The organism is Gordonia sp. IEGM753, from assembly GCF_050321825.1.
In the GTDB taxonomy this organism is placed as follows: Bacteria; Pseudomonadota; Gammaproteobacteria; order Pseudomonadales; family Pseudomonadaceae; genus Aquipseudomonas.
The window spans coordinates 72774-93219 of record NZ_JBNQGB010000009.1; the positions used below are offsets into that span (position 1 = coordinate 72774).

A 20446-nucleotide genomic window follows, 5' to 3' on the forward strand; every position below is an offset into this window, starting at 1 on the left:
GCCACGGCAGCCTGTGACTAGACTGGGCGCAGGCGATCCCGCGCACATTTTCTGTTTGAGGGCATAACAATGAGCATGACGTTTTCTGGCCAGGTCGCGGTTGTGACTGGCGCCGCCAATGGCATTGGCCGCGCGACCGCCCAGGCATTCGCCGCTGAAGGAGTGAAAGTGGTGGTTGCCGACATGGACACCGCCGGTGGCGAAGGCACAGTAGCGCTGATTCGTACGGCGGGTGGTGTAGCAACCTTCGTGCGCTGCAACGTCACCCTGGAAGACGATGTAAAAAATCTGATGGCCGAAGTGGTGAAAACCTACGGCCGTCTCGACTACGCCTTTAACAACGCCGGCATTGAAATTGAGAAAGGTAAATTGGCAGACGGTACGATCGACGAGTTCGACGCGATCATGGGCGTCAACGTCAAAGGCGTCTGGCTGTGCATGAAGTACCAGTTACCGTTGCTGTTGGCACAGGGCGGTGGTGCAATCGTCAACACGGCCTCGGTCGCTGGCCTCGGCGCGGCGCCAAAGATGAGTATCTACGCGGCGTCGAAACATGCGGTGATTGGCCTGACAAAATCGGCAGCCATCGAGTACGCCAAGAAAAAAATTCGTGTGAACGCGGTGTGTCCGGCAGTGATCGACACCGATATGTTCCGTCGCGCCTATGAAGCAGATCCAAAAAAGGCCGAGTTCGCCAATGCCATGCATCCGGTGGGGCGCATCGGCAAAGTCGAGGAAATTGCCAGCGCCGTGCTGTACCTGTGCAGTGATGGCGCAGCGTTCACCACCGGTCATTCACTGGCAGTGGACGGTGGTGTTACGGCGTTCTGAAACAACGCCCTGTGGTGTCGAAAACCCGCGCTTGTGCCCTGCAAGTGCGGGTTTTTTTTGCTCCATTGACGGGCCAATGTGTTTCAAATGGTTAGAACCCGTGGTTTTGACGGTGTTGTCGCACATCCCTTGAGACGTGCCTGTGATTAACTGCTTCGGGCCAAAAAGAACAGGAGTTTGCTTGCTCATGGAGTTGAGAATCGATCGACAGGCGCTAGTGCCGGTCGTGCAGCAAATCGTCGACGCGTTGTCGTGCTGGCTGCGCTGTAGCGAGGTGTTGCCGGGGACACGTTTGCCATCGGTACGGCAAATCGCACAAATCAACTTGCTTAGCCAATCCAGTGTCGTCGAAGCCTGCGAGCGCTTGGTGGTTCAAGGTGTATTGGGCGCTCGTCATGGCGCCGGTTTTTTTGTCGCCTCGCCGGTGCTGTCGGCGCCCGAGCACCTCGACTTGCCTTGGTTTGAAGGCACTGAGAAGACAGCGGGTGACAGGTTTGGCGAGCTGAAGTTGGGCTGCGGCGGGTTGCCTGAAAGTTGGCGCGAACCGGATGACTTGAGCTACGCGATTCGGCAAATCACGCGCACTGACATGGCGGGACTGTTCAACTACAGCACGCCGCTAGGCTTGCCAGCCTTGCGCCAGCAGATCCGTAAACAGTTGCTACAGCTCGACATGGTGGTCAATGAGAATCAGATCCTGACCACGGCGGGGGCCAGCCAAGGCCTGGACCTGATTGCGCGCACTTTACTCAAACCCGGTGATTGCGTGGTGGTCGAAAGCCCCGGTTATTCCTTGTTGTTCGATTTGCTACGGCTGCACGGTGTTCGGATGATCGAAGTGCCGCGAACTCCGCGTGGCCCCGATCTCGACATACTCGAGACGCTGCTGGCGAATCACCAGCCTCGGGCACTGTTCATCAACAGCTTCTATCACAACCCCACAGGCAGCAATCTGGCACCCCCTCGTCGCACAACAGGTGCTGCAACTGGCGAAAACCCACGGCGTGCTGGTGATCGAAGATGACGTCTACGCCGATCTGTACAGCGGTCATGGGATGCGGCTCGCGGCATTGGATACCGATGACAACGTGATCTACGTTGGCAGCTATTCGAAAACCCTCAGCAGTTCACTGCGCGTCGGTTTTGTGGTGGCAGGGGCACAGCTTGTTTCTCGGCTGGCCGAGGTCAAGATGATCAGCAGCATGGGCGCGTCACGGTTTTGCGAGTCGGTGCTGGCATCTCTTCTGGCCAGCGGCGCGTATCGTAAATTGGTGCACCGCCAACGCCAGCGTTTGAACAGTGATCGGGGCACTGTGCTGCAAATGCTCGAAGATGCCGATTGGGAGGTTTTCGGCAAGCCTTCGGGTGGCCTGTTCATATGGGCACGCGCCCGACATTCCAGCTACGCTGAGGTCCGGATCCAGGCACAACGCTTTGGCGTCCTGCTCTCTTGCGCGAAGGCTTTCAGTGCCACCGCTACGGGTGGTGAATGGCTGCGGATCAATGTGGCTTACGCCTGCGATCCACGAGCCCGGGCGTTTTTTCAGGCCACAGGCCTTAATCGACCTCAAACGTCCTGAAAACGACGTCAACGTAGCTTTTTGCCATTATTCCGACGCCAGAGACTTGTGTTGGTACAGGCCCGTTGCGAATCTGCGTTAACAGACTATGTCAGGGGACTAAGTGCAATGATTTCGGCCGTGCAAGGACGTTTTGCCAACCTCGGTATGGCGAAAAAACTGGGTGTCGGATTTGTGCTGGTGCTGCTGTTAACCGCACTGGTAGCAGCCATCGGCGTGTGGTCCCTGCAAACCATCAGCCATCGTTTCGATGGCCTCAAGCAAATGTCGTCGCTCAACAGCGGTTTGCTCAAGGTGCGTTTGCTGGAGCAGGAATATGCTCTGCACGGCAATCCTAAAACCGTTGATGCCTTGCACGATGGCATCGACAGCTTGATCGCTAAAGCCACGCGGCTTAAAGCCGAATCTGCCGCAAACGTACCGGTGATGAACGATGTCGAGCAGTCTCTCGGCGCCTATCGCAAGGCGTTCGACGAGTTTGTCTCGCTCAGTCAGGCCAAGGACCTGGCGCTGGAAATGGCCAGTTGGTCGGTGTCCAGTGTGGCCAACAACCTTGATGTGCTGCAGGCCGGGCTTGCCGATGACGGTGCGTATGCGTTGAAGGAGTCCGAGGGTAAGGACGGCGGGCAATTTATTGAGCAGGCCGGCCAGGTCAGCCAGGTGTCGCGGCTGATGTTGCAAGCCATGAACGAAGCACGCGTGCGTCTGGACCAGAGCCGCAAAGGTGATGACAGTGCAGGGCAGGGCAAGATCGAGCAGGCCGATCAGGCGCTGACCCAGGCTGAGCAGTTGAAAACCACGGTCAAGGACGAGGGCTACCAGACTGTTCTTAATGAGGTCAGCGGCCACATTGCGAGTTTCAGCGAAAAACTGGCCGAGTACACCGGGTTGCTCGCCCAAGAAAAAACCGTCTATGAGCAACTTCACCAACGCGCCGCTCAGGTGGTTGAGCGGGTCGATCAGGCGTACGTCGCCGAAGACCTGTCGATGCAAACCGAGCTGAAAAAGAACGCCATGCTGATCATCGGCTCCTCTGCGCTTGCCTTGGTGGTGGGCCTGATTGCGGCATGGGTGATTACCCGGTTGATCGTTGGGCCATTGCGCAGTGTGATTCTCGTTGCCCAGCAGATCGCTGCCGGCGATTTGAGTGCAACCGTCGAGGTGACGCGCCGTGACGAAATCGGTCAGTTGATGCAGGCCATGCAGCAAATGGGCGCGGGGCTTGGCAACATTGTCAGTGGTTTACAGGCAGGTATCGAACAGTTGGCCAGTTCGGCGCAATCGCTGTCGGCGGTGACCGAGCAGACCAACCTTGAGGTCAATAGCCAGAAAGAGGAAACCGAGCAGGTCGCTACGGCGATGAATCAAATGACCGCCACGGTTCACGATGTTGCGCGTAACGCCGAGGAGGCAGCCCAAGCCGCGCAAACCGCGGACGGCAAGGTCGAAAGCGGCCAGCAGGTGGTGCGCCAGAGCATGGCGCGGATCGAACAGTTGGCGGACTCGGCCACCTCTGCCAGTTCGAGCATTGAAAGCCTGAGTGCGCAAATCCAGAACATCGGCACGGTGCTCGGAGTGATCAAAAGTGTCGCCGAACAGACTAACCTTCTGGCGCTCAACGCAGCCATCGAAGCGGCGCGGGCGGGCGAGCAGGGCCGTGGGTTTGCGGTGGTCGCGGATGAAGTCCGGGCGTTGGCAAAACGGACCCAGCAATCGACCGCGGAAATCGAGCAGTTGGTCAGCGCACTGCGCGCGGCGGCCCAGTCCTCAGTGCAGCAAATTCAGAACAGTGGCGATCTGGTAAAACTGGCCGTCAGTGATGCGCTACAAACCGAGAGTGCGCTGGGGAGTATCGCTGCGGCAGTGTCGTTGATTCAGCAGATGAACCAGCAGATTGCAGCGGCGGCCGAGGAGCAGAGTTCGGTGGCCGAGGAGATCAATCGCAGCGTGACGAGTATTCGCGCCAGTGCCGATCAGTCTGCGCTGGCGATGCGGGGGAATGCCGCATCCAGTATCGAACTGGCGCAACTGGGGGTTGAACTGAAAGGAATGGTGGGGCACTTTCGGCTTTAGCCACAGCGCCGGACGCTTTCCCGGACGCCTGAATTCATCAAGTTCGACGCGAAAAAAAGCCACCTGCTACGGTGGCTTTTTCGTGGTTCGCCGATCAGTCGTAGATCACTTTCTTTTTCCAGTCCGCATCGGCCTCGACGTCTTTGAGGCCTTCAGTCAACTGATTGACTTCGTCCTCGGCCGGGGCGTTGTTGTCCATCACTTGCGCGTTGGCGCGGGCCAGAAGTTTTTCCAGGTATTGAAGTTGCTCGGCGTAAACCTGTGGGTCTTGTTGTTTGCGCAGGTATTGCACGCCGCGTTCGAAAGCCAGGCGAGCCTGACCCGGTTGATTTTGTTGCAGCGAGTGCTGGCCGAGGTTGTTGAAAAACTCGATGTGCAGCAGCACCAGGATATGGCGGACTTCGCGCACCCAGCGCTTGGCTTCATTCGTTGGCAAAAATCCGTCCTGAGCCGCGCGAGTGATTTGCCCGTGCAAGGCCTCAAGCAGGAAACGCACATCCTTGGCTTTGGCCTCGGTCTGGATCGGTGCCGGTGGGTTGTTGACCGGTATCGATTCGCCCTGTTCCACAAGCGCTTGCAGCTCCACAATTCGCGCCTTGAGGTTGGCGCTGGATTTTTCCAGGTGCAGCAAGCGTTGGCAGACGTTCAGTTCGAGGCGGGTCAGCAACAGCTTAAGACCCGGTGTCATCAACTGGCCTGGGAATGTCTCGGTAATCTCGCCGCAACGACGCAAGCGATCATTGAGTTCAACCTTGGTTCGGGCCTTTTCCAGCTTATTGTTTTCCACCACATGGTTCATGTAGCCAATGGCGATCAATAGTGCGATCCCGGCTAGGACTAGCAGGGTGATCATGAGTGGTGTCACCGGTAGAACCTCTTTATGGAGTGCGCGTGCGAGTTTAGTGGCTTGGCATGGGAGCGCATAGGGCCGCTCGACGGGATGAAAAATACGACGCTCTATGGTTATCGGCCGTGACTGCGTATAAATAAGCGCAAGCAGCCGGGTTGCACATTGCCATCATCTGCTGGACGGACTATAACGCCTTGGAGAGTGTCAGAATATAGGCGCCAAACGCCGGACATCGCAAAACCCGGATTGGCGTCTGAAAGCAGGGCGAAGTCATTGATTTAAATAAATTTATATCTGGGGGTTGACGACCCTTCAATCCATCCATAGAATGCGCGCCACTTACAGCGTAAAGCACACAGCGAAACGCGGTAGGAAGTGAATGTTGTACGTGTGTCCCCTTCGTCTAGTGGCCTAGGACACCGCCCTTTCACGGCGGTAACAGGGGTTCGAGTCCCCTAGGGGACGCCAATGCGGGAATAGCTCAGTTGGTAGAGCACGACCTTGCCAAGGTCGGGGTCGCGAGTTCGAGTCTCGTTTCCCGCTCCAATTTTAAACAGCGTTGCCTCAGGGCAGGGCTGAGTGAAACCAGAACCGATATCTTCGGATACGGATTTGGGCACTGAAACACACACCATGTGTTTCAGTTAGCGTGTCCCCTTCGTCTAGTGGCCTAGGACACCGCCCTTTCACGGCGGTAACAGGGGTTCGAGTCCCCTAGGGGACGCCATTTGCGGGAATAGCTCAGTTGGTAGAGCACGACCTTGCCAAGGTCGGGGTCGCGAGTTCGAGTCTCGTTTCCCGCTCCAATTTCACAAAAACGCCGCTCATTGAGCGGCGTTTTTGTATGCGTGTGATTTAGCTTCAGCACGAAAATCAGCTCAGGCACGAAAAAAGTCCCGAGATGAAAATCGTCTGGTTTTTTTCGCTTTCGCCTTCAGGTCGGCAGTAACACGACGCGATCGGCATAAAATCCGTTAAACGGGGTTCGCAAAGATACGGAATAGGCGCCTGTCGATTGGAACTCCAGCCAGTCACCTTCAGCCAGGTCGTGCACCAGCGTATAGGGGAAGGCCAGTCGATCCATGCTGTCGCACGTCGGCCCGAAAATCTGGAAGACATCATTCCCTCCGCCATTGTAGGGCTCCCCATCGCGCCAGACTTGAACCGGGAACTGCAACCACTGCTGAGCCGATAGCAGCCCGCCGAATATCCCTGCCCCGCAGAAAACGTTCTGCTCGTGCCTTGCGATCACGCGGGCGAACAATGTCATGCCGCCATAGACCAGGCTGCGGCCCGCCTCGCAGATCAGGTTCAACTCCTTCAATGCCGCGCTGGTCGCAATGTGATCGCTGATGGCGTCAATGAGTTCGGGCGTATTGCCTTTCGAGTTGAGGTAGATCCCGGGAAAACCTCCACCGACATCAAGGTGCCTGATGCGCTGGTGAGCTGCTCGAATAATGGTTTGCGCATCATTGAGTGCGCTGAGATAGGGGCCGGTCTCGATTGCTTGCGAGCCTACGTGAAAGGAAAGACCTGCGTCCCACTGGGTGCTCGATTCCAGTAAGTGAATCAAATCCGCCGCTTGATCGACCGCCACCCCGAATTTGCCCCGCAGATCGTAAACAGCGCTCGATTGTGATGGGGCGTAGCGCACAAAAGCAGTGATGGAACTGTCGTCGTTTGGGAGTTCTTCACGAAGCTTGCTCAGCTCTTGCGGGCTATCAAGTACGAAACAGCGCACCCCAAAACGGTAGTATGCCTCGTGAATGCAATGGCGGGATTTGACCGGGTTCATGAGGTATTGAGTCGAGCTCTGCAGAGCGCTGTCGACGATGGCGACCTCCGCCAGCGAGGCGACGTCAAAATGTTGAATGCCGCCCAGATGCAAAGCGCTGATTACTTCGGGCAGCGGGTTGGCTTTTACCGCGTAAAGCACGGTTCCCGGGAAGCAGGCATTGAAGTGTCGAGCATTTTCGGTGATCCAGTGGCGGTCCAGCGTGTAGAAGGTATCAACGGTATTATCGGAAAGTTGGGTTTGCAGGTCGTCCATGCCGTATTTCCTTGTTTTAAAATTTAAGTGGGCGAGCCATGGAGAGTACTCGCGCAGCAGGATATTTTTGAATAAAGGTCGAGTTCTTGATTAATAAGAAAATGCGGCAGGTGAGTCGGTGTTTAGTGAGAATTTTTTTCTGTTTAAAAAGTGTATTGGGCTGTAGTCGTTTTCTTGCTTTTTCGGGAGCGGTCATAAAAATATGACGGGTCGGGCCTATAGGGCAAAAGGTCTTCAAAGTGTTTAGTGTTGCGTTCAATATCTGTTTGTTTTTAGCCGGAAGTTAATAGTTGTTTTTTTCTGGGTTATTTGTTGATTGCTTAATTTTGGTAAGCGCGTAAAACAAAGCGGATCGAATATATGGATTGATTTTCGCCAGGTTATTTCGATGATCTGAGGTGTATGTATATGGATTATCACCCTTTCTTTTTAAATAATACCCGGCAGTTTCTGGCGGTGCGCCAACTTTCTTTCAGTCAACTGCAAGGCGTGGTGAAGCGCCAGTATGCCGAGGTGCATACGGCGTTGATCACCAGCTCGCCGGTGCACGGCATCGCCAATGTCGGCAGTGATATCGACCTGATCTGCCTGGTGCCTGCACTGCAGCAGGATCAAGCGATGGCTTCGCAAATTTATCTCGGCGAACATCATCTGGAGGTGGTGGCATTTGCTCTGGAAGACGTCGAACGTGCTTTTGCAGAGTTAGCACTCACAGCACGTCAAAGCACGCTTGATAAACTCGTCACTTTCAAGAGCTGGGAAAAACATCAGCCGATTCCCAAAAAGTATATGGAGCGCTTGATATCGGGAGTTTCAACAAAAGAAGAGTTGCCTTACCTTGAGCATCAGAGTGCGTTAAGTTCCGTATGGGCTTGTGCTGCTTTCGATGATTTTCGACAAAGTGCGTGCTTTAGCATATTGGCTTGGCGCAGCGGTGAATACCGCGCTGCCGCGGCGTATGCAAGCAATGCCGTGCTATTTCTCATGAATGCAGTTTTAGCAAAAAAAGGGTGGGTTAATTCAAATCGAAAGTGGACGTTATTGCGTTGGTACACAGCGTTTACTGTGTTGATGGTGTTCGTGGAGGACGAACTCAGTAGGTCCATGGAGCAACTATGGCAGCGAACTTATCCTGCTTGTCGTGGTGGTTTGCAACGTGATGATGTTATGCGTTTGTGTGAACTGGTCGAACGGGCGGAACGCGAATTCAACTGTGAACCTGACTACGCCAGTCTCAAGCCTCATGTCGATGTGTACGCCTCCAGCGCTTTTATGCCCGGTGTGACGTTTGTGCTGAACGAGGAGCAGCAGGCGACATTGTTGCCTTCCGGGGTTCTGGCAGATATTCCCGATACGCGACCTTCCGATCTCGTCGGGCAGTCGCCACACATGGCGGATTACCTCTTACGCGGCGCGCGTGCCGGGCTGATCGAATTCTCGCTGGCGCAGCGCAACACAACACTAGCAGGTGCCGGGTCATGACTTCGACCCGTGATGCATTGCTCCCTCGACAATGGTTCCCACGCCTTCGCGCAGGGTTTGTCTACCCGGCCGGATTGCATGCCGAAAGGCTGATCTCGGTGGCCTGGTTGTTGATGACCGAGCTTGAAGCTTACCTGGAGGATCTTCAGGGGGCCGCCAGTGAGCCCAAGGTCGTCGACGCGTTGCGCATCAAACTGGCCGAGCTGATGCTGGACATTGACTGCCGCCTCGCCGGGGCCGTTGTGCCTCATCAACTGCACCACTTTGCTCTGTTCGCGGAGTATGGGCTATCGCAAGTGATCGCCAGCTCGGGTGATGTGAGTATCGATTGGCTGGGCATTCCGGCCGATGTCGATGCTGCCGCGGAATCTGAAAGTACCGACCGGTTGATCAATCTTTTCAGGGAAATGCTTGAGGCTTTTCCCGGTGAACTGTTCAACCCCTTGTTGCCCGGCACCCAGGGGCAAGTGCTTCGCACGTTACGCGACTGGGACAAATCCTGTCGTCTGGCCGGGCGCGACGCGACATTCCTGGTGCCCTTGATGAGGTCATTGTGAATATCCCCGGCCTTGCGCCAACCGTTGCGGCGCGAAAAGGTAATGCCTTGTTTATCGATCGTTACGGCGCGGTATTCGGCCGCGAACAAGGGTTGATGTTGAGCATGGCGGGCCTGACGGCTGCCGAACACTCGGCCGAGGGTGCATGGATCACTGATGACACCGGGCGTCGCTGGCTGGATTTCGGCTCTTTCGGTTTGCACCTGCTGGGCCATCGTCACCCGCAGGTTGTTGCCGCGCTCAGCGAACAACTAACGTCGTTGGGGCTTTCCAGCCGGATCCTCGCCAATGAGCCGAGCCTGGCGGCTGCGGAGCAATTAGCGACGTGCGTCGGATACCCGGCTTACGGCGTGCTGTATGGCAATAGCGGGTCGGAAGCGATCGAGGCCGCACTGAAACTGGTGCGCATGCAGACGGGAAAACGCCGAATCATTGCGCTCAAATACGCCTATCACGGGCGTACCAGTGGTGCTCTGGCTATCAGTTATGGCTACCGCGGATGTGCCGCGCTGACGCATGCAGAAGATGCAGTGTTCATCGACGCTGGCGATCTTGAGGCGGCCCAAGTTGCCTTGGCGGCAGGTGATGTCGCCGCGATTATTGCCGAGCCCATTCAAGGAGAGGGCGGAATCAGGCCCGTAGATGTGACGTTTCTGGCTGAACTGTCAGCCCTCTGCCACAAACATGCAGCGTTCATGATTCACGACGAAATCCAGTCCGGCCTTGGGCGTTCGGGCGCATTGGTATGCGGCGCACCGGCAGACATCATCGTGTTCGGCAAAACCCTGGGCGGTGGTGTTTTTCCAGTGGCGGCAGCCATTTATGACAGGCGTCGGTTTGGCGCTGCGGCCCGCGATCCTGTGGTGCACGCCTCCTCATTTGCTGGCAGCGCGTTGGCTGGAGCGGTTGCCGGCGCGGTGGTTAGCGTGGTTTCGCAGGCCGACTTCTGTTGGCGGGTGCGTGAACTCGGGCAGGTGGCCCTGGCCCTATTGCGCGTACGACTCAAAGGTTCACCTGCGGTGAAAGACGTGCGCGGCAGTGGCCTGATGATTGGCGTCGAATTCGCTTCCAGCCAATACGTTGCACTGACCCTGATCGAAGCCGCGCATCGCGGCGTATTGGTCGCGTTCTGCCTGACGTCGACCGATGTCTTGCGGGTATACCCCAGTGCAACCATCTCCCGAGAAGATCTCGAATGGGGCATCCAGGCATTTTGCGATGCCGTCGACGCGGCTTATCACTCAATCCAATGACGGAGAGTTCCAATGCCTGACGTATCCAGCAGTGTCCTTCTTGGCGACTTCGAGCCGTCTGAAGTGTGGCCAATTCTTAGCGACTTCGCCCGCTACCCGGCGTTCATGAACGACGTGCTGGAGGTGACCGTTTCCCACCGGAAAAATGACTGCGTCACCAGCTCGTGGCGGGTGCTGATCAATGGCAGCGAGCTGACCTGGACCGAACGGGACTGGCTAATACCGTGCGAGCGCATCAAGTTCACCCAGACCGAAGGTGATCTTGAGGTCTGGTATGGCGAGTGGCTGCTGATACGACGCCCGGATGGCTTGCATGTCGACCTGAATGTCACCTTCGACCTGGGCATCCCCTCGCTTGCCGATGTGCTTCATCCGCTGGGCGAGCGGGCCATTCGAGCGAACAACATCCAGATGCTGGACGGCATACGTCACCAATTGCTGGCGCACCGCAAACAATTGGCCATTTACGGACGGCACTGACGTGTCTTCTACCTTGATTGTCAGCGGTGCCAGTGGAGCGCTGGGTTCGCGCTTCGTCCGGGATTGGCTAAGCCGTTACCCGACGTCGGGCGTCATCGCTGTGTTCCGTTCTGCCGAAGCGGCCAGCCGATGCATACAAGCGTTGCCGATGAATTGTCGGGTTCGCCTGCAGTGCAAGATTGCCGACCTGACCGATGCCGCCTCACTGACTCTGCTGGCTGCCAGCATGGCTGGCGTGGAGCGTGCCTGCGCAGTTCATCTGGCGGCAGATGTGGCGTGGGACAAGACGTACGAGCAGATGCGCGAGCTGAATGTGCAAGGTGCTGAACGGTTTTGCGGGTTTGTCCGGAAAGTAGTGCGACACCCGCATTTTATCTATGTGTCGACAGCTTTTACCCGCAGCCATGGCTGGGTGTATCGAAACGGCTATGAGCAAAGTAAGGCGGCAGCCGAGCGTGGGCTACGTGAACTCTACGGTCACCAGATGCCCATTTCGGTGTTTAGTTGCAGCCTGGTGGTCGGTGACAGCATTGACGGTGCGATCAGTCGGTTTCATGGCCTCTACCCGTTAATCCGTTTTATCCACTCCTGGTCGCCACCGTTTCTGGTGGGTAATCGCCGGGGTCTGTTCGATCTGGTGCCGATCGACTGGGTAGTGGATGAGTTGATTCACCTTGTCAGCGATTGTGTTGCCGGAGGGGAGCCGCGTGACGTGGTGGCCTCGAGCGGAGAGGCACGCAGGCCGTATCAACAGGTTATTCGCATCATTGAATCGCGCATTGACCGTGTGCGGCACAAGGCCGGGTTAGCGCCGCTGACGCCGGTCCCGATTTTGCGCAGCCGGCAGTGGGACTTTTTAAAACGCGCGTTGCTGGCGTGGCGCCCCGAAGGTATTTCAACGCGAGATTTTCGCTACTTCGAACGCCTGCTTCAGATCTACGGCGTCTATGCCGAAAGCGATCACGTCAGGCCGCCATTGAACGTTCGAATCCCGGCGCCGAGTGCCGAGGCGTTTCTGCCTAAAGCAGTGGATTACTGGCTGGCTCATTCACCGGATGCCCAAGCGATTCTTTGCCGGATCGCCGCGAAATCGGCTGCCACTTCCTCCCGGCAGACCCTCTCCACGGCTTCACGGGAGAACGATTTCAATGAACACACTTGAACGCGGCATGCCACACGGTACGGCCCGCGACAGGAGTATCGAGCGCGCCAGGTTAGCGCGAGATCATGCGGATTTAGCGGCAGACCTCAAGCGGCTCAGCCGTGGGCGGCGAGCGCTGCAAATAGGCAGTCAGTGGCTGGTGATCACCCTCGCAGTCATGTTGGCTGAAATGATCGATGCGGTGTGGGTGTCGGTGTTGGCAATGCTGGTTATTGCTACGCGCCAGCATGCACTGCTGGTGCTGATGCACGATGCGGCGCATGTGTTGATCAGCCGTGACAAGCGCCGTAACGACTTGATCTCCAATGTGCTGCTCGCGTTCTGCATGACTCTCAGTACGTCACGCTATCGCACCCACCACATGAACCATCACAAACATCTGAATACCCCGGCAGACCCTGATTATGCGGATTCTTTCGCGCCACCCAGTCGAGGGTTTTTGTGGCGAGCCCTGTTGCGCGACCTCAGTGGGCTATCAACCCTGGACTCGTTACGCACGATGGACCGTTTCAGCGTGTTCGGGCTGTTTAGCACACCGGTTTCATCCTCGCGGGCTGAACGTCTGCAGGCGATCATTTTTTTATAAGTGCCTTGATCGTCATCGCCTAGTGTCAAGCCTGGCAGGGCGTGCTGTTGTATTGGGTCGCCCCATTGTTGTTCTTCCTGGCGCCGATCCTGCGCATTCGCAGTCTCTCGGAGCATGCGCGGCTTGGTGCCCGGAGCGTCATGCGCGACGCACGCAGTGTCAGCCCCGGTTGGCTGGAGCGTTGCCTGTTTGCTCCCTGCAACATCAACCGCCACTGGGAACATCACCTGTTTGAACGGGTGCCCAATTACGCCCTCGACACGCTCTCGCGACGATTGGCATTGCGGCTGCCGGACAGCGCAGCAGCGTGCAATACCGAAGGTTACCTGTTGGGCAAACGGTGCGTGCTGGCCGAGTTGTTCAGGGATGGCAGCGCATGATGTTGACCGGTTCGGAAATTATCAAAATGCGTGAGAGAGGCCGCGTGGTCATAGAACCGTTCGACCTCGAACATGTGGAGGTCAACTCCTACGGCTGCCATTTGGGCGCGTTACTGCTGGAGTATTGCAGTGACCGTATCGATCCTCACTGTGAGTTGAAAGTGATGGAGCATCGCATTCCTTCCCAGGGTTTTGTGTTGCGCCCTAATCACTTCTACCTCGGGGCCACGGCGGAGCGGATCGGCGGAATTGATTTCGCCAGCGAGCTTTACGCAAACATGTCTATCGCCTCCTGCGGCGTTTTCATTCAGACCAGCGCACCACTTGGCCACACGGGGGCAACTATCAGCTGGACCCTCGAAATAGTGGTCACCCAACCCGTGCGCATATACGCCGGGATCAAGATTGCCAAAGTCTGCTTCTGGTCCAACCTCGGTGTGACCGCAGGTTATACGGGCCGCTACCTGGATTCGAAAAGTGCCGAAGCCTCGAAAATCATCCTGGATTGCTCATGATCTTGACCGGCAGTGAAATCGAAAATCGCGTGCGTTCGGGGGAGATCGTTATCAGTCCTTTTTCCCATGAGAACGTCAATCCCAACAGTTACGCCTTTCATCTGCACAACCAATTGAAGGTCTACGAAGACGACGTGATTGACGTGCACACCGAGGCTTTTACTCGCACTTTTGAAATAGGCCCGCAAGGCTTCGAATTGCAACCAAGAAAGCTGTACCTGGCGTCGAGCATCGAGACCATGGGCAGTACGCATTTTGTTCCGACTTACGCGGCGCGTTCCTCCATTGCCCGGTTGGGAATGTTCATCAATCTGTCGGCGCCGTTGGGTGACATCGGTTTCGTGGGGCGCTGGACGCTGCAGCTGTATGCCCTGAATCGCATTCGGGTTTACCCGGGGATGAGCATCGGTCAGATGATGTTCTGGAACGTGAAGGGCGACATCGAGTTGTACAACGGCAAGTATCAAGGCGCGACCGAAGCGTTCGCTTCGCGAATATTCATGGATTTCGAGAGTGCGCGATGTCCGCCCTCCGCACTCCCATTCGACAGCGCAACTCCCCGTGTAAAACCACCCTTTCAATAGGCGTCGGAGGTGAATGTGTCCAACAAGTACCTGACATTACAAAACCTTTCCAAGACCCTGCCTGTGCCTGCTTTGCGCGCATTTACCGAGGTTGATTTCAGCCTTTTCTGGCATGGCTTCGAGGCGCGCAGGCAGGCCATGGAGGAGGCATTGAAAACGATACGGGTCACGGCCGGCGCATTTCTTGACGAGCATCTGGAGCACATCGCACGGCTGGCCGACATGGAATGGCTTGACGGGGCCGATGCTCATCTCGAGGCATGCCTGGCCCAGGCAGGATTTGACGCCGATACTGTTTTTGCAGTGCGTTCTTCGGCCAATGTCGAGGACGGTGGCCAGCGAAGTTTTGCCGGCATTTTTACCACCCATCTTCAGGTTCAGGGGTTGCCGCCACTCAAGGCTGCCATGCTCGATGTCTGGCGTTCCGTGGTGTCGCGTCAGGCGCTTCTGGAACGCGTTCGAGGGGCGACGATAGAGACACCGGTCGAAATGACCGTGATCGTGCAGCGCATGGTCGATGCGCGGCTGGCAGGCGTTGCTTTCAGCCATGACCCGTTGACCGGTGAAGCGGTGGTCCTGATCGAAACGATCGAGTCACTCGCGGACACGATGGTATCCGGGGTAGAGAAGGGCATGGCGGCGCGCGTCCAGGCTCGGCGCCTGAGCTGTGGGCCGCAGCTGACGCCACACAAGGCGTTGCTGCTTGAGGTGGCCGCGTTGGCCGAAGCCGCATCGGCGGCACTCGGGGTGCCCGCCGATATTGAATGGGCGGCTGACGAACATCAGCTATGGCTCCTTCAGGCGCGGCCCATTACCAGCCTGCGTGAAGCTCGCAGTCTTGCGCCAGTGTTGTGCTGGGCCGAGCTTTACATGGCGGACGATGATGAGTTGCTGGACTTTCGTCCGTTGCCCGATTTTGCCCAGCATTTTCGTAGCAAGCGCCGGCCCTTGGCGATTTTTGCCCGCGATCACGGCGTCGCGGCAGGTAAGGCGCTGCTCGTCAGGGCCAACCGCCAAGGGCTCACGGAGTCGGCGGTGTGCAGGCCGATGCTTAAGACATTCAATACTGCGCAGGTGCTACTGGATTTTGGCGGCCACGTCCGCCAGCAAATTCTTGATCGCGACACCTTGTTTGAGCGACTGCTTGAACTCAGCGACGAACGCGTTACCTGTTTTGTCATACGCGAGTTTTTGAAGGGTGAAACCGGGTTGATCACCCAGGCTTGTGACGATGGCTCGACCTTTTGCGAATGGTCGGAGGAAGGCTTGCTGGCGATCAATCGCGGGCTCGCCAAAACCCGGCACGCACGGTTGGCGGCAAAAGGGGCGGGCGAACCTGCCGATGCCAGGCAACTGCACTTGATCACCCAGGCCGCCTGTGAGCGACTGGGTTCTGTGCAGCTGGAGTGGGTCAGCAATGCCAAGCAGTTGCATTTAATTGATTTTTCCCCGCTGTCGACCTCCGTTCCGCTGGACGACATGTCGCCCATTCGGGTTATTTCACCGGGGTATGCCGAGGGGCCGCCCATCGTCGTCGAAGCGGGCCGGCAGCTTGAGGAGCTCAGTATTTCAGCCACGGTATCGATCAATTCGATTCCTACCCCGCAGTCGCTGGGCGTCAGGTTTGAAGTGCTTGAACGTCAGTTACGGGCACACGATGGCCAAGCGATCGTCATCTCTGCCCGGCCATACGCCGCGCTCGCTGCATTGTTGCCTTTCGCCCGCGGCTTTGTTTTCGAACAGGCATCGATGCTCTGTCATCTTTCGATACTGTTGCGTGAGCACGGGGTGCCCGCTGTCGAGTCCGAGGCGTTGTATCGCTCAGGACTCGCGGGGTGCCGTATCACCTTCAGCTCGCAGTCGTCATCGAACCCGCCCAGCGACGCACGGAGGGCTCCATGAGTACTCACTTGTCCCTGCTGTTTTTCGATCCCTGTGTCGGCAACGGCAAGCTTGATTCTGCGTTGGTTACCGCTGTCGATGTTGAAGCGCCACTGGCGCGGCATGCCAGTAATGGGTTGTTCATCCCGAGCGGCACGTTGAATTCGCGCTGGCTTTGCAACGCGTATGACACTCATGTACCGATGGCAATGCACGGCTTCGACTTTCAAGTGTTCAGTGCCTGTCAGCGCCAGCGAACGTGCGCGAGTCGGCTGCGGATGAACGTGCTCGACCCGACGTACCGTCGAGTGAATGCGGGCCTGACCTTGCTGGCTAAACTGGCGGTGGTTCATCACCCCGACAAATCGAGCGTTTATCACTACATCGATGAAGGCGAGGCGGGCGCATTGTTTCTGCATGTGATGGATGTTGCGCCGATCACTGTCGGTTCGTGGGTCGCGTGGCAGCACGTGATGACGTTGGTGAGTGCTCGGGTCGCGACTGTCCAGCCCTTGCTCAGCGACGAATGTTGGTACGTGCGCTGGCGGCCGGAAATGGAGCTGGAACGCAAGTTTACAGGGCTGCACATCCCCGACATGTGGCGGCTGTCCATGGCGCTGCATCGGGCGATTGGCGAAGGCGCCTTGAAGGATCTGATCCTGGAAATCGACCGTGATTTTCAGACCTATGACTACGAGTCGCACATTTTTGAGGTGACTGGCGATCCAGCCGAGGCGGGTTATATCTCGTTCATCCCGCAAGCTGATGGCTTGATGGCGGTCAAGCGCAAATGGTTTGTCGAGAACGCCGAGCTCCGCCGTGAAGACTTCAATATCGACCAGCCTGTGGTTTTCGCAGATATCGCCAGCAAAGCACGCGCAATGACTGACGCGCACGTATGCCAACTCAAGCCGTTTCGGCGCACACGAATCGACATCAATGTTGAGTCATTGAAAACCGGTAATGGTTTCGGTGCTTATTTCGATGTGTGTCGCATGGTCGATGGTAGCGCCGAATTCGCCCAGGTCGAAGTCGAGTATTGCCGCAGCCGAACGCTGCATCGATTGCGCGACGTTGAAGCAGACTTCGAATCGGTGTCCAACCTGATCCGCGACTTTCTCGCCGGGCAGGGCGTGCTGTTTCAACACGATCTCTATTCGAAACTCGACTTCGCCCGCACCGCGACTTTCAAACCCTTGTAAAAGAGCAGACGCCCATGTCAACGCCTACGACTGCGCACATCGCTATCGTGTTTGGTAGCTGGAAGATTCGTCACAATCAGCCCCTTGAAGCGAGAGACTGCACGCTGTACGCGATAGATGCAGGCGTCGCGCTGGTGGGAAAACACACGGTTGTCGTTGACCTTCGTGGTCGCTACACAATGCTTGCGCGTTGGGGCGAAGATGGCGCGCCGGTGATGTCAGGCTTGGGCGATGTCGACACCCATAACCTCAGTGACAGTTTTATTCCGCTGGCTGTTGTCAGGCTGCAAAGTGGGCGAGTGCACATTAGCCATCTGCTGGGCCGTGTCGACGTGCATCGCTCGCTGTTCGAACAACCGCCACAGGTCATTGATCAGCCGGGCACGCTGGCTGAACTGGCGCCGGCCCTGTGGCAAGCGTTCGAGCTCAATCATCTGGCGATCAACAACTGGGAATGCCGTTACCGCAAAAGCGCGTGCAGTTGGGTTGAGTCCTTTACCGTCGATGCCCGTTGCCATGCGCGCATGTTGGGGGAGTCGTGGTTCGACCGAAGCTTCAACCAGGCGATGGCACCCTTCACCAGCCAGTGTGGGGACGAGTTTCAAATTCGGGATCATCGCGTTACCGCGTGCGAAGTCGAAGATGGCGGATACGTTTGGGTTGAACATTGCAGTCACCAGCGCAAATTGGCGGTCAACCAGCCCTTGGTACAACTGTTGCGCAGTGGCCCCCGTGGCGAGCCTCATTCCCCGCGTGAATTGTCGCTGGATTTGCCGACCCTTGAGGCAATGTGCATCGCGGTCGACGGCCCGTTGCAGGTTGTGGGCGAGTATTATCGATATGCGTTCAGCGTCCCTTGCGAGTCGGTCGAGAGCGGCAACGTGTTTGTCGTCTCCTTCGAAACGTGCGCGCCATTGGCGCCAAATTCGGTGGCGACCACGCGCGGCGAAGTCCGCTTCCTCAAGTCAGGGTCTTTGATTGACAGGGCCGCAATCGAAGCCGACCTGTACAGCCTGATGATAAGCCTCCGTTCGTTTCTCGGTGTGTACGGCGCGACATGCCAGCCGTTGGTCGATCGATTCGCGTTCCTGCGATCCCCAATCCCTCCCGCGTTGATTGCAACGGGGCGCAGCTCATGAGCAGCCAGTATCTTTCCAACGATCGTTACTGTTTCGAGCTTGATGATCAGACGGCGCACTGTTTGCTGGCTCAACGTTTGCGCACCTTTCTGTCACCGTACTTTTTTGTACCGCCGCCCGGCCGCGTGGCATCGGTCGACTTGATTCTGCGCCTGCATGATGTTGCAGCGTTCCGTGCGCAATGGCGCGATGCCTGTCAGACCCCGATGCTGATTCGCGAAACCCATGCACCCGGTTTTACCTTGCGGGTGTTGCGTGGGCATGACTCGAAAACGGGGCTGGATTACGCCTGGGATTCGGCCACCGAGGTCGGTTACCGGATCGACCGGGCCCGCCACACTGTCGATTTTTATGGCGGCGAAGGCGCGTTCATTCACCTGATTGAGTTGGTGCGCTATTACGGATTGCTGGTCGAACAGGCGAAAGGCAGCGTAATCATGCATGCCTCGGCGGTAGTCGCGCGCGATGGCGCAATCATCGCAATCGGTGGCGCCAAAGGTGCTGGCAAGACCAGCACAATGCTCGACCTGGTGCTGTCGGGAGATTACCGGTATTTCTCCGGCGACAAATTGCTGCTGGATATTGTCGACGGACATGTTCGTGCCAGAGCTTGGCCGGACTATCCGCATATCGGCATCGGCACGTTGCGCGCTCACCCGGCGTTGGCACAACGGCTGAAGCTGGCGCAGATCGCGAACGATCAGTCGAATGCCGACACCGACAAATGCTTGTGCCTGCCGCAAACGCTGTGGGCGGCGTTAAAAACCAGTACCGAAGGCTGCGGCAGGTTGTCCATGGTCATGCTGCCGAACGTGGCAAGTGGCGGCGCGTTGCAGGTAGACAGCCTGAATCGCACGGCGATTCTCGGGCACATCAGGTCATCGACTTTGTTCGAGTGCCCACATCGTTTCGTCACCTCCACCTGGCATGGCCTGCTCGACCACCGGTCGCTGACGGACACCGTTCCCCCTCAGATCGTTGAAGGCCTGCTTGGGGTTCCTTGGCAACGTCGCGTTGGCGTCGCACAACGGCTTTCCAATGATTGATCAGGAGGTGTCATGACCGGTCTATCGCAAGTGCGCCTGGCGCTGGTCGCACCCAGTGGTGCGGGCAAAAGTACCACTGCCCGGCTCCTGCAACAGTATTTCGAGGCCGCCGACATTTCAGTTGAAGTGGTCAAACTGGCCGAACCGCTTTATGAGTTGCAGCGAGCGTTTTATCAACAAAGCTGCCTGGCGATATCCGAGGGCGCACAGAACCAACAATTGCTGGAGTGCATTGCGCAGCAGCTACGGGCATTGGACAGCCGCTCGATGGTCATGAACTTTGCTAAACGATTGGCGTGTTGTGAAGCTGACGTGGTGATCAACGATGACCTGCGTGACGATGCGACCGACTGGCCGTACCTTCACGATCAAGGTTTTCAGGTGATCAAGATCTTCACCGATGCCTCTTTGAGGCAATCACGTTTGGGCAAGAGGGGCGATGTAAATGTGGTGGCAGACAGCGTGCTCGATCTGCAGATGCGCCGCATCGCCGCCGATTATGCCTTGCCTAACAACCACTCGCTGCAACGGCTCGAGGCGCATGTTGCGGTGATTGCCAAGTGGTCGATGCGCGCATCGCGGCATTGGCTGGGGTCATGAAAGGCGCCGATCCGCTGATCTGGCTGTTGATCGACGGATTGTCCTGGGAGCTGATGCAACGACATCGGGTACGTGGCAAGCAAAACGGTCAGTTGGCTCGCTGCCCTTTGTACCCGGTTTTACCGCTATCACCCAATTGCCAGACACCTCCGTCGCTATTTTCGATTTTCAGTGGTGTGGATGTCGACCGTCACG

Annotated in this window: 20 protein-coding genes and 4 tRNA genes; 22 read left to right on the forward strand and 2 right to left on the reverse strand. The window is 57.1% G+C overall.

All coding sequences use genetic code 11. The features are described 5' to 3' along the window. The first annotated feature begins 69 nt into the window (after positions 1-69). The 4 genes from ACQR3R_RS28765 to ACQR3R_RS28780 all read left to right on the forward strand — a co-directional run bounded on the left by ACQR3R_RS28765 (position 70) and on the right by ACQR3R_RS28780 (position 4484). The gene (locus tag ACQR3R_RS28765) at positions 70-831 is read left to right on the forward strand and encodes an SDR family oxidoreductase (protein ID WP_428277810.1); all 762 of its coding nucleotides are present in this window, start codon (positions 70-72) and stop codon (positions 829-831) included. 187 nt (positions 832-1018) lie between these two features. Continuing rightward, positions 1019-1855: an aminotransferase class I/II-fold pyridoxal phosphate-dependent enzyme gene (locus ACQR3R_RS28770; RefSeq protein WP_428277812.1), complete on the forward strand. Its 837-nt coding sequence runs from the start codon at positions 1019-1021 to the stop codon at positions 1853-1855. Beyond that, positions 1809-2411 (forward strand): aminotransferase class I/II-fold pyridoxal phosphate-dependent enzyme, encoded by a 603-nt coding sequence (locus tag ACQR3R_RS28775; protein WP_428277814.1) that lies wholly within the window; start codon positions 1809-1811, stop codon positions 2409-2411. Before ACQR3R_RS28770 ends, ACQR3R_RS28775 begins: the two co-directional genes overlap by 47 nt. Before the next feature lie 108 nt (positions 2412-2519). Next, positions 2520-4484, forward strand: a complete 1965-nt coding sequence (locus ACQR3R_RS28780) for a methyl-accepting chemotaxis protein (RefSeq protein WP_428277816.1) — start codon at positions 2520-2522, stop codon at positions 4482-4484. A 94-nt stretch (positions 4485-4578) separates the two neighbouring features. Here the strand turns inward: ACQR3R_RS28780 and ACQR3R_RS28785 are convergent, their stop codons facing one another. Continuing rightward, a complete protein-coding gene (locus ACQR3R_RS28785) occupies positions 4579-5337 on the reverse strand; it encodes a hypothetical protein (RefSeq protein WP_428277818.1) in 759 nt (252 codons plus the stop codon). A gap of 389 nt (positions 5338-5726) precedes the next feature. On the opposite strand from ACQR3R_RS28785, the gene ACQR3R_RS28790 reads away from it, so the two are divergent. From ACQR3R_RS28790 to ACQR3R_RS28805, 4 genes are all read left to right on the forward strand, one after another. Beyond that, a tRNA-Glu gene (locus ACQR3R_RS28790) sits at positions 5727-5802 on the forward strand. Positions 5803-5804: 2 nt separating this feature from the next. Continuing rightward, positions 5805-5880: transfer RNA gene (locus ACQR3R_RS28795), tRNA-Gly, on the forward strand. Between the two features lie 105 nt (positions 5881-5985). Continuing rightward, positions 5986-6061 (forward strand) — tRNA-Glu (locus ACQR3R_RS28800). A gap of 3 nt (positions 6062-6064) precedes the next feature. Further along, positions 6065-6140 (forward strand) — tRNA-Gly (locus ACQR3R_RS28805). Positions 6141-6268: 128 nt separating this feature from the next. Here the strand turns inward: ACQR3R_RS28805 and ACQR3R_RS28810 are convergent. Then, entirely contained in the window at positions 6269-7384 is a 1116-nt protein-coding gene (locus ACQR3R_RS28810) for a hypothetical protein (RefSeq protein WP_428277820.1), read from the reverse strand. 408 nt (positions 7385-7792) lie between these two features. Between ACQR3R_RS28810 and ACQR3R_RS28815 the strand changes: the two genes are divergently transcribed. From ACQR3R_RS28815 to ACQR3R_RS28880, 14 genes are read left to right on the forward strand one after another with little or no spacing between them, the layout of a single operon-like run. Continuing rightward, on the forward strand, positions 7793-8866 hold the full coding sequence (locus tag ACQR3R_RS28815; protein WP_428277822.1) for a DUF6001 family protein: 1074 nt from the start codon (positions 7793-7795) through the stop codon (positions 8864-8866). Beyond that, positions 8863-9423 (forward strand): DUF6031 family protein, encoded by a 561-nt coding sequence (locus ACQR3R_RS28820; protein WP_428277824.1) that lies wholly within the window; start codon positions 8863-8865, stop codon positions 9421-9423. The genes ACQR3R_RS28815 and ACQR3R_RS28820 overlap by 4 nt, the downstream gene beginning before the upstream one ends. After that, a complete protein-coding gene (locus ACQR3R_RS28825; RefSeq protein ID WP_428277826.1) occupies positions 9420-10676 on the forward strand; it encodes an aminotransferase class III-fold pyridoxal phosphate-dependent enzyme in 1257 nt (418 codons plus the stop codon). Before ACQR3R_RS28820 ends, ACQR3R_RS28825 begins: the two co-directional genes overlap by 4 nt. A gap of 12 nt (positions 10677-10688) precedes the next feature. Continuing rightward, complete coding sequence (locus tag ACQR3R_RS28830; RefSeq protein ID WP_428277828.1) at positions 10689-11156, forward strand: SRPBCC family protein; 468 nt, start codon at positions 10689-10691, stop codon at positions 11154-11156. Position 11157: 1 nt separating this feature from the next. After that, the gene (locus ACQR3R_RS28835; protein ID WP_428277830.1) at positions 11158-12318 is read left to right on the forward strand and encodes an SDR family oxidoreductase; all 1161 of its coding nucleotides are present in this window, start codon (positions 11158-11160) and stop codon (positions 12316-12318) included. Then, positions 12305-12904, forward strand: a complete 600-nt coding sequence (locus ACQR3R_RS28840; protein ID WP_428277832.1) for a fatty acid desaturase — start codon at positions 12305-12307, stop codon at positions 12902-12904. Before ACQR3R_RS28835 ends, ACQR3R_RS28840 begins: the two co-directional genes overlap by 14 nt. A gap of 41 nt (positions 12905-12945) precedes the next feature. Beyond that, positions 12946-13284 (forward strand): fatty acid desaturase, encoded by a 339-nt coding sequence (locus ACQR3R_RS28845; protein ID WP_428277834.1) that lies wholly within the window; start codon positions 12946-12948, stop codon positions 13282-13284. After that, positions 13284-13799, forward strand: a complete 516-nt coding sequence (locus tag ACQR3R_RS28850) for a dCTP deaminase domain-containing protein (protein WP_428278050.1) — start codon at positions 13284-13286, stop codon at positions 13797-13799. The genes ACQR3R_RS28845 and ACQR3R_RS28850 overlap by 1 nt, the downstream gene beginning before the upstream one ends. Further along, positions 13796-14383, forward strand: a complete 588-nt coding sequence (locus tag ACQR3R_RS28855; protein WP_428277836.1) for a dCTP deaminase domain-containing protein — start codon at positions 13796-13798, stop codon at positions 14381-14383. The genes ACQR3R_RS28850 and ACQR3R_RS28855 overlap by 4 nt, the downstream gene beginning before the upstream one ends. Positions 14384-14398: 15 nt before the next feature. After that, positions 14399-16285 carry a PEP/pyruvate-binding domain-containing protein gene (locus ACQR3R_RS28860; protein ID WP_428277838.1) on the forward strand — a complete coding sequence of 629 codons (1887 nt, stop codon included), beginning with the start codon at positions 14399-14401 and terminating at the stop codon, positions 16283-16285. Next, positions 16282-17466: a hypothetical protein gene (locus ACQR3R_RS28865; RefSeq protein ID WP_428277840.1), complete on the forward strand. Its 1185-nt coding sequence runs from the start codon at positions 16282-16284 to the stop codon at positions 17464-17466. Before ACQR3R_RS28860 ends, ACQR3R_RS28865 begins: the two co-directional genes overlap by 4 nt. 14 nt (positions 17467-17480) lie before the next feature. Beyond that, a complete protein-coding gene (locus ACQR3R_RS28870; RefSeq protein WP_428277842.1) occupies positions 17481-18605 on the forward strand; it encodes a hypothetical protein in 1125 nt (374 codons plus the stop codon). Further along, positions 18602-19651: a hypothetical protein gene (locus ACQR3R_RS28875; protein ID WP_428277844.1), complete on the forward strand. Its 1050-nt coding sequence runs from the start codon at positions 18602-18604 to the stop codon at positions 19649-19651. The genes ACQR3R_RS28870 and ACQR3R_RS28875 overlap by 4 nt, the downstream gene beginning before the upstream one ends. A gap of 12 nt (positions 19652-19663) precedes the next feature. Then, entirely contained in the window at positions 19664-20251 is a 588-nt protein-coding gene (locus ACQR3R_RS28880) for an ATP-binding protein (protein ID WP_428277846.1), read from the forward strand. The last annotated feature ends 195 nt before the right edge of the window (positions 20252-20446 follow it).

Excerpts from the sequence above, each read along its gene's own strand:
- ACQR3R_RS28765 (WP_428277810.1), top strand. The coding sequence starts at position 70 with ATGAGCATGACGTTTTCTGGCCAGGTCGCGGTTGTGACTGGCGCCGCC.
- ACQR3R_RS28770 (WP_428277812.1), top strand. The coding sequence starts at position 1,019 with ATGGAGTTGAGAATCGATCGACAGGCGCTAGTGCCGGTCGTGCAGCAA.
- ACQR3R_RS28780 (WP_428277816.1), top strand. The coding sequence starts at position 2,520 with ATGATTTCGGCCGTGCAAGGACGTTTTGCCAACCTCGGTATGGCGAAA.
- ACQR3R_RS28785 (WP_428277818.1), bottom strand. The coding sequence starts at position 5,337 with ATGATCACCCTGCTAGTCCTAGCCGGGATCGCACTATTGATCGCCATT.
- ACQR3R_RS28810 (WP_428277820.1), bottom strand. The coding sequence starts at position 7,384 with ATGGACGACCTGCAAACCCAACTTTCCGATAATACCGTTGATACCTTC.
- ACQR3R_RS28815 (WP_428277822.1), top strand. The coding sequence starts at position 7,793 with ATGGATTATCACCCTTTCTTTTTAAATAATACCCGGCAGTTTCTGGCG.
- ACQR3R_RS28820 (WP_428277824.1), top strand. The coding sequence starts at position 8,863 with ATGACTTCGACCCGTGATGCATTGCTCCCTCGACAATGGTTCCCACGC.
- ACQR3R_RS28830 (WP_428277828.1), top strand. The coding sequence starts at position 10,689 with ATGCCTGACGTATCCAGCAGTGTCCTTCTTGGCGACTTCGAGCCGTCT.
- ACQR3R_RS28840 (WP_428277832.1), top strand. The coding sequence starts at position 12,305 with ATGAACACACTTGAACGCGGCATGCCACACGGTACGGCCCGCGACAGG.
- ACQR3R_RS28850 (WP_428278050.1), top strand. The coding sequence starts at position 13,284 with ATGTTGACCGGTTCGGAAATTATCAAAATGCGTGAGAGAGGCCGCGTG.
- ACQR3R_RS28855 (WP_428277836.1), top strand. The coding sequence starts at position 13,796 with ATGATCTTGACCGGCAGTGAAATCGAAAATCGCGTGCGTTCGGGGGAG.
- ACQR3R_RS28865 (WP_428277840.1), top strand. The coding sequence starts at position 16,282 with ATGAGTACTCACTTGTCCCTGCTGTTTTTCGATCCCTGTGTCGGCAAC.
- ACQR3R_RS28870 (WP_428277842.1), top strand. The coding sequence starts at position 17,481 with ATGTCAACGCCTACGACTGCGCACATCGCTATCGTGTTTGGTAGCTGG.
- ACQR3R_RS28875 (WP_428277844.1), top strand. The coding sequence starts at position 18,602 with ATGAGCAGCCAGTATCTTTCCAACGATCGTTACTGTTTCGAGCTTGAT.
- ACQR3R_RS28880 (WP_428277846.1), top strand. The coding sequence starts at position 19,664 with ATGACCGGTCTATCGCAAGTGCGCCTGGCGCTGGTCGCACCCAGTGGT.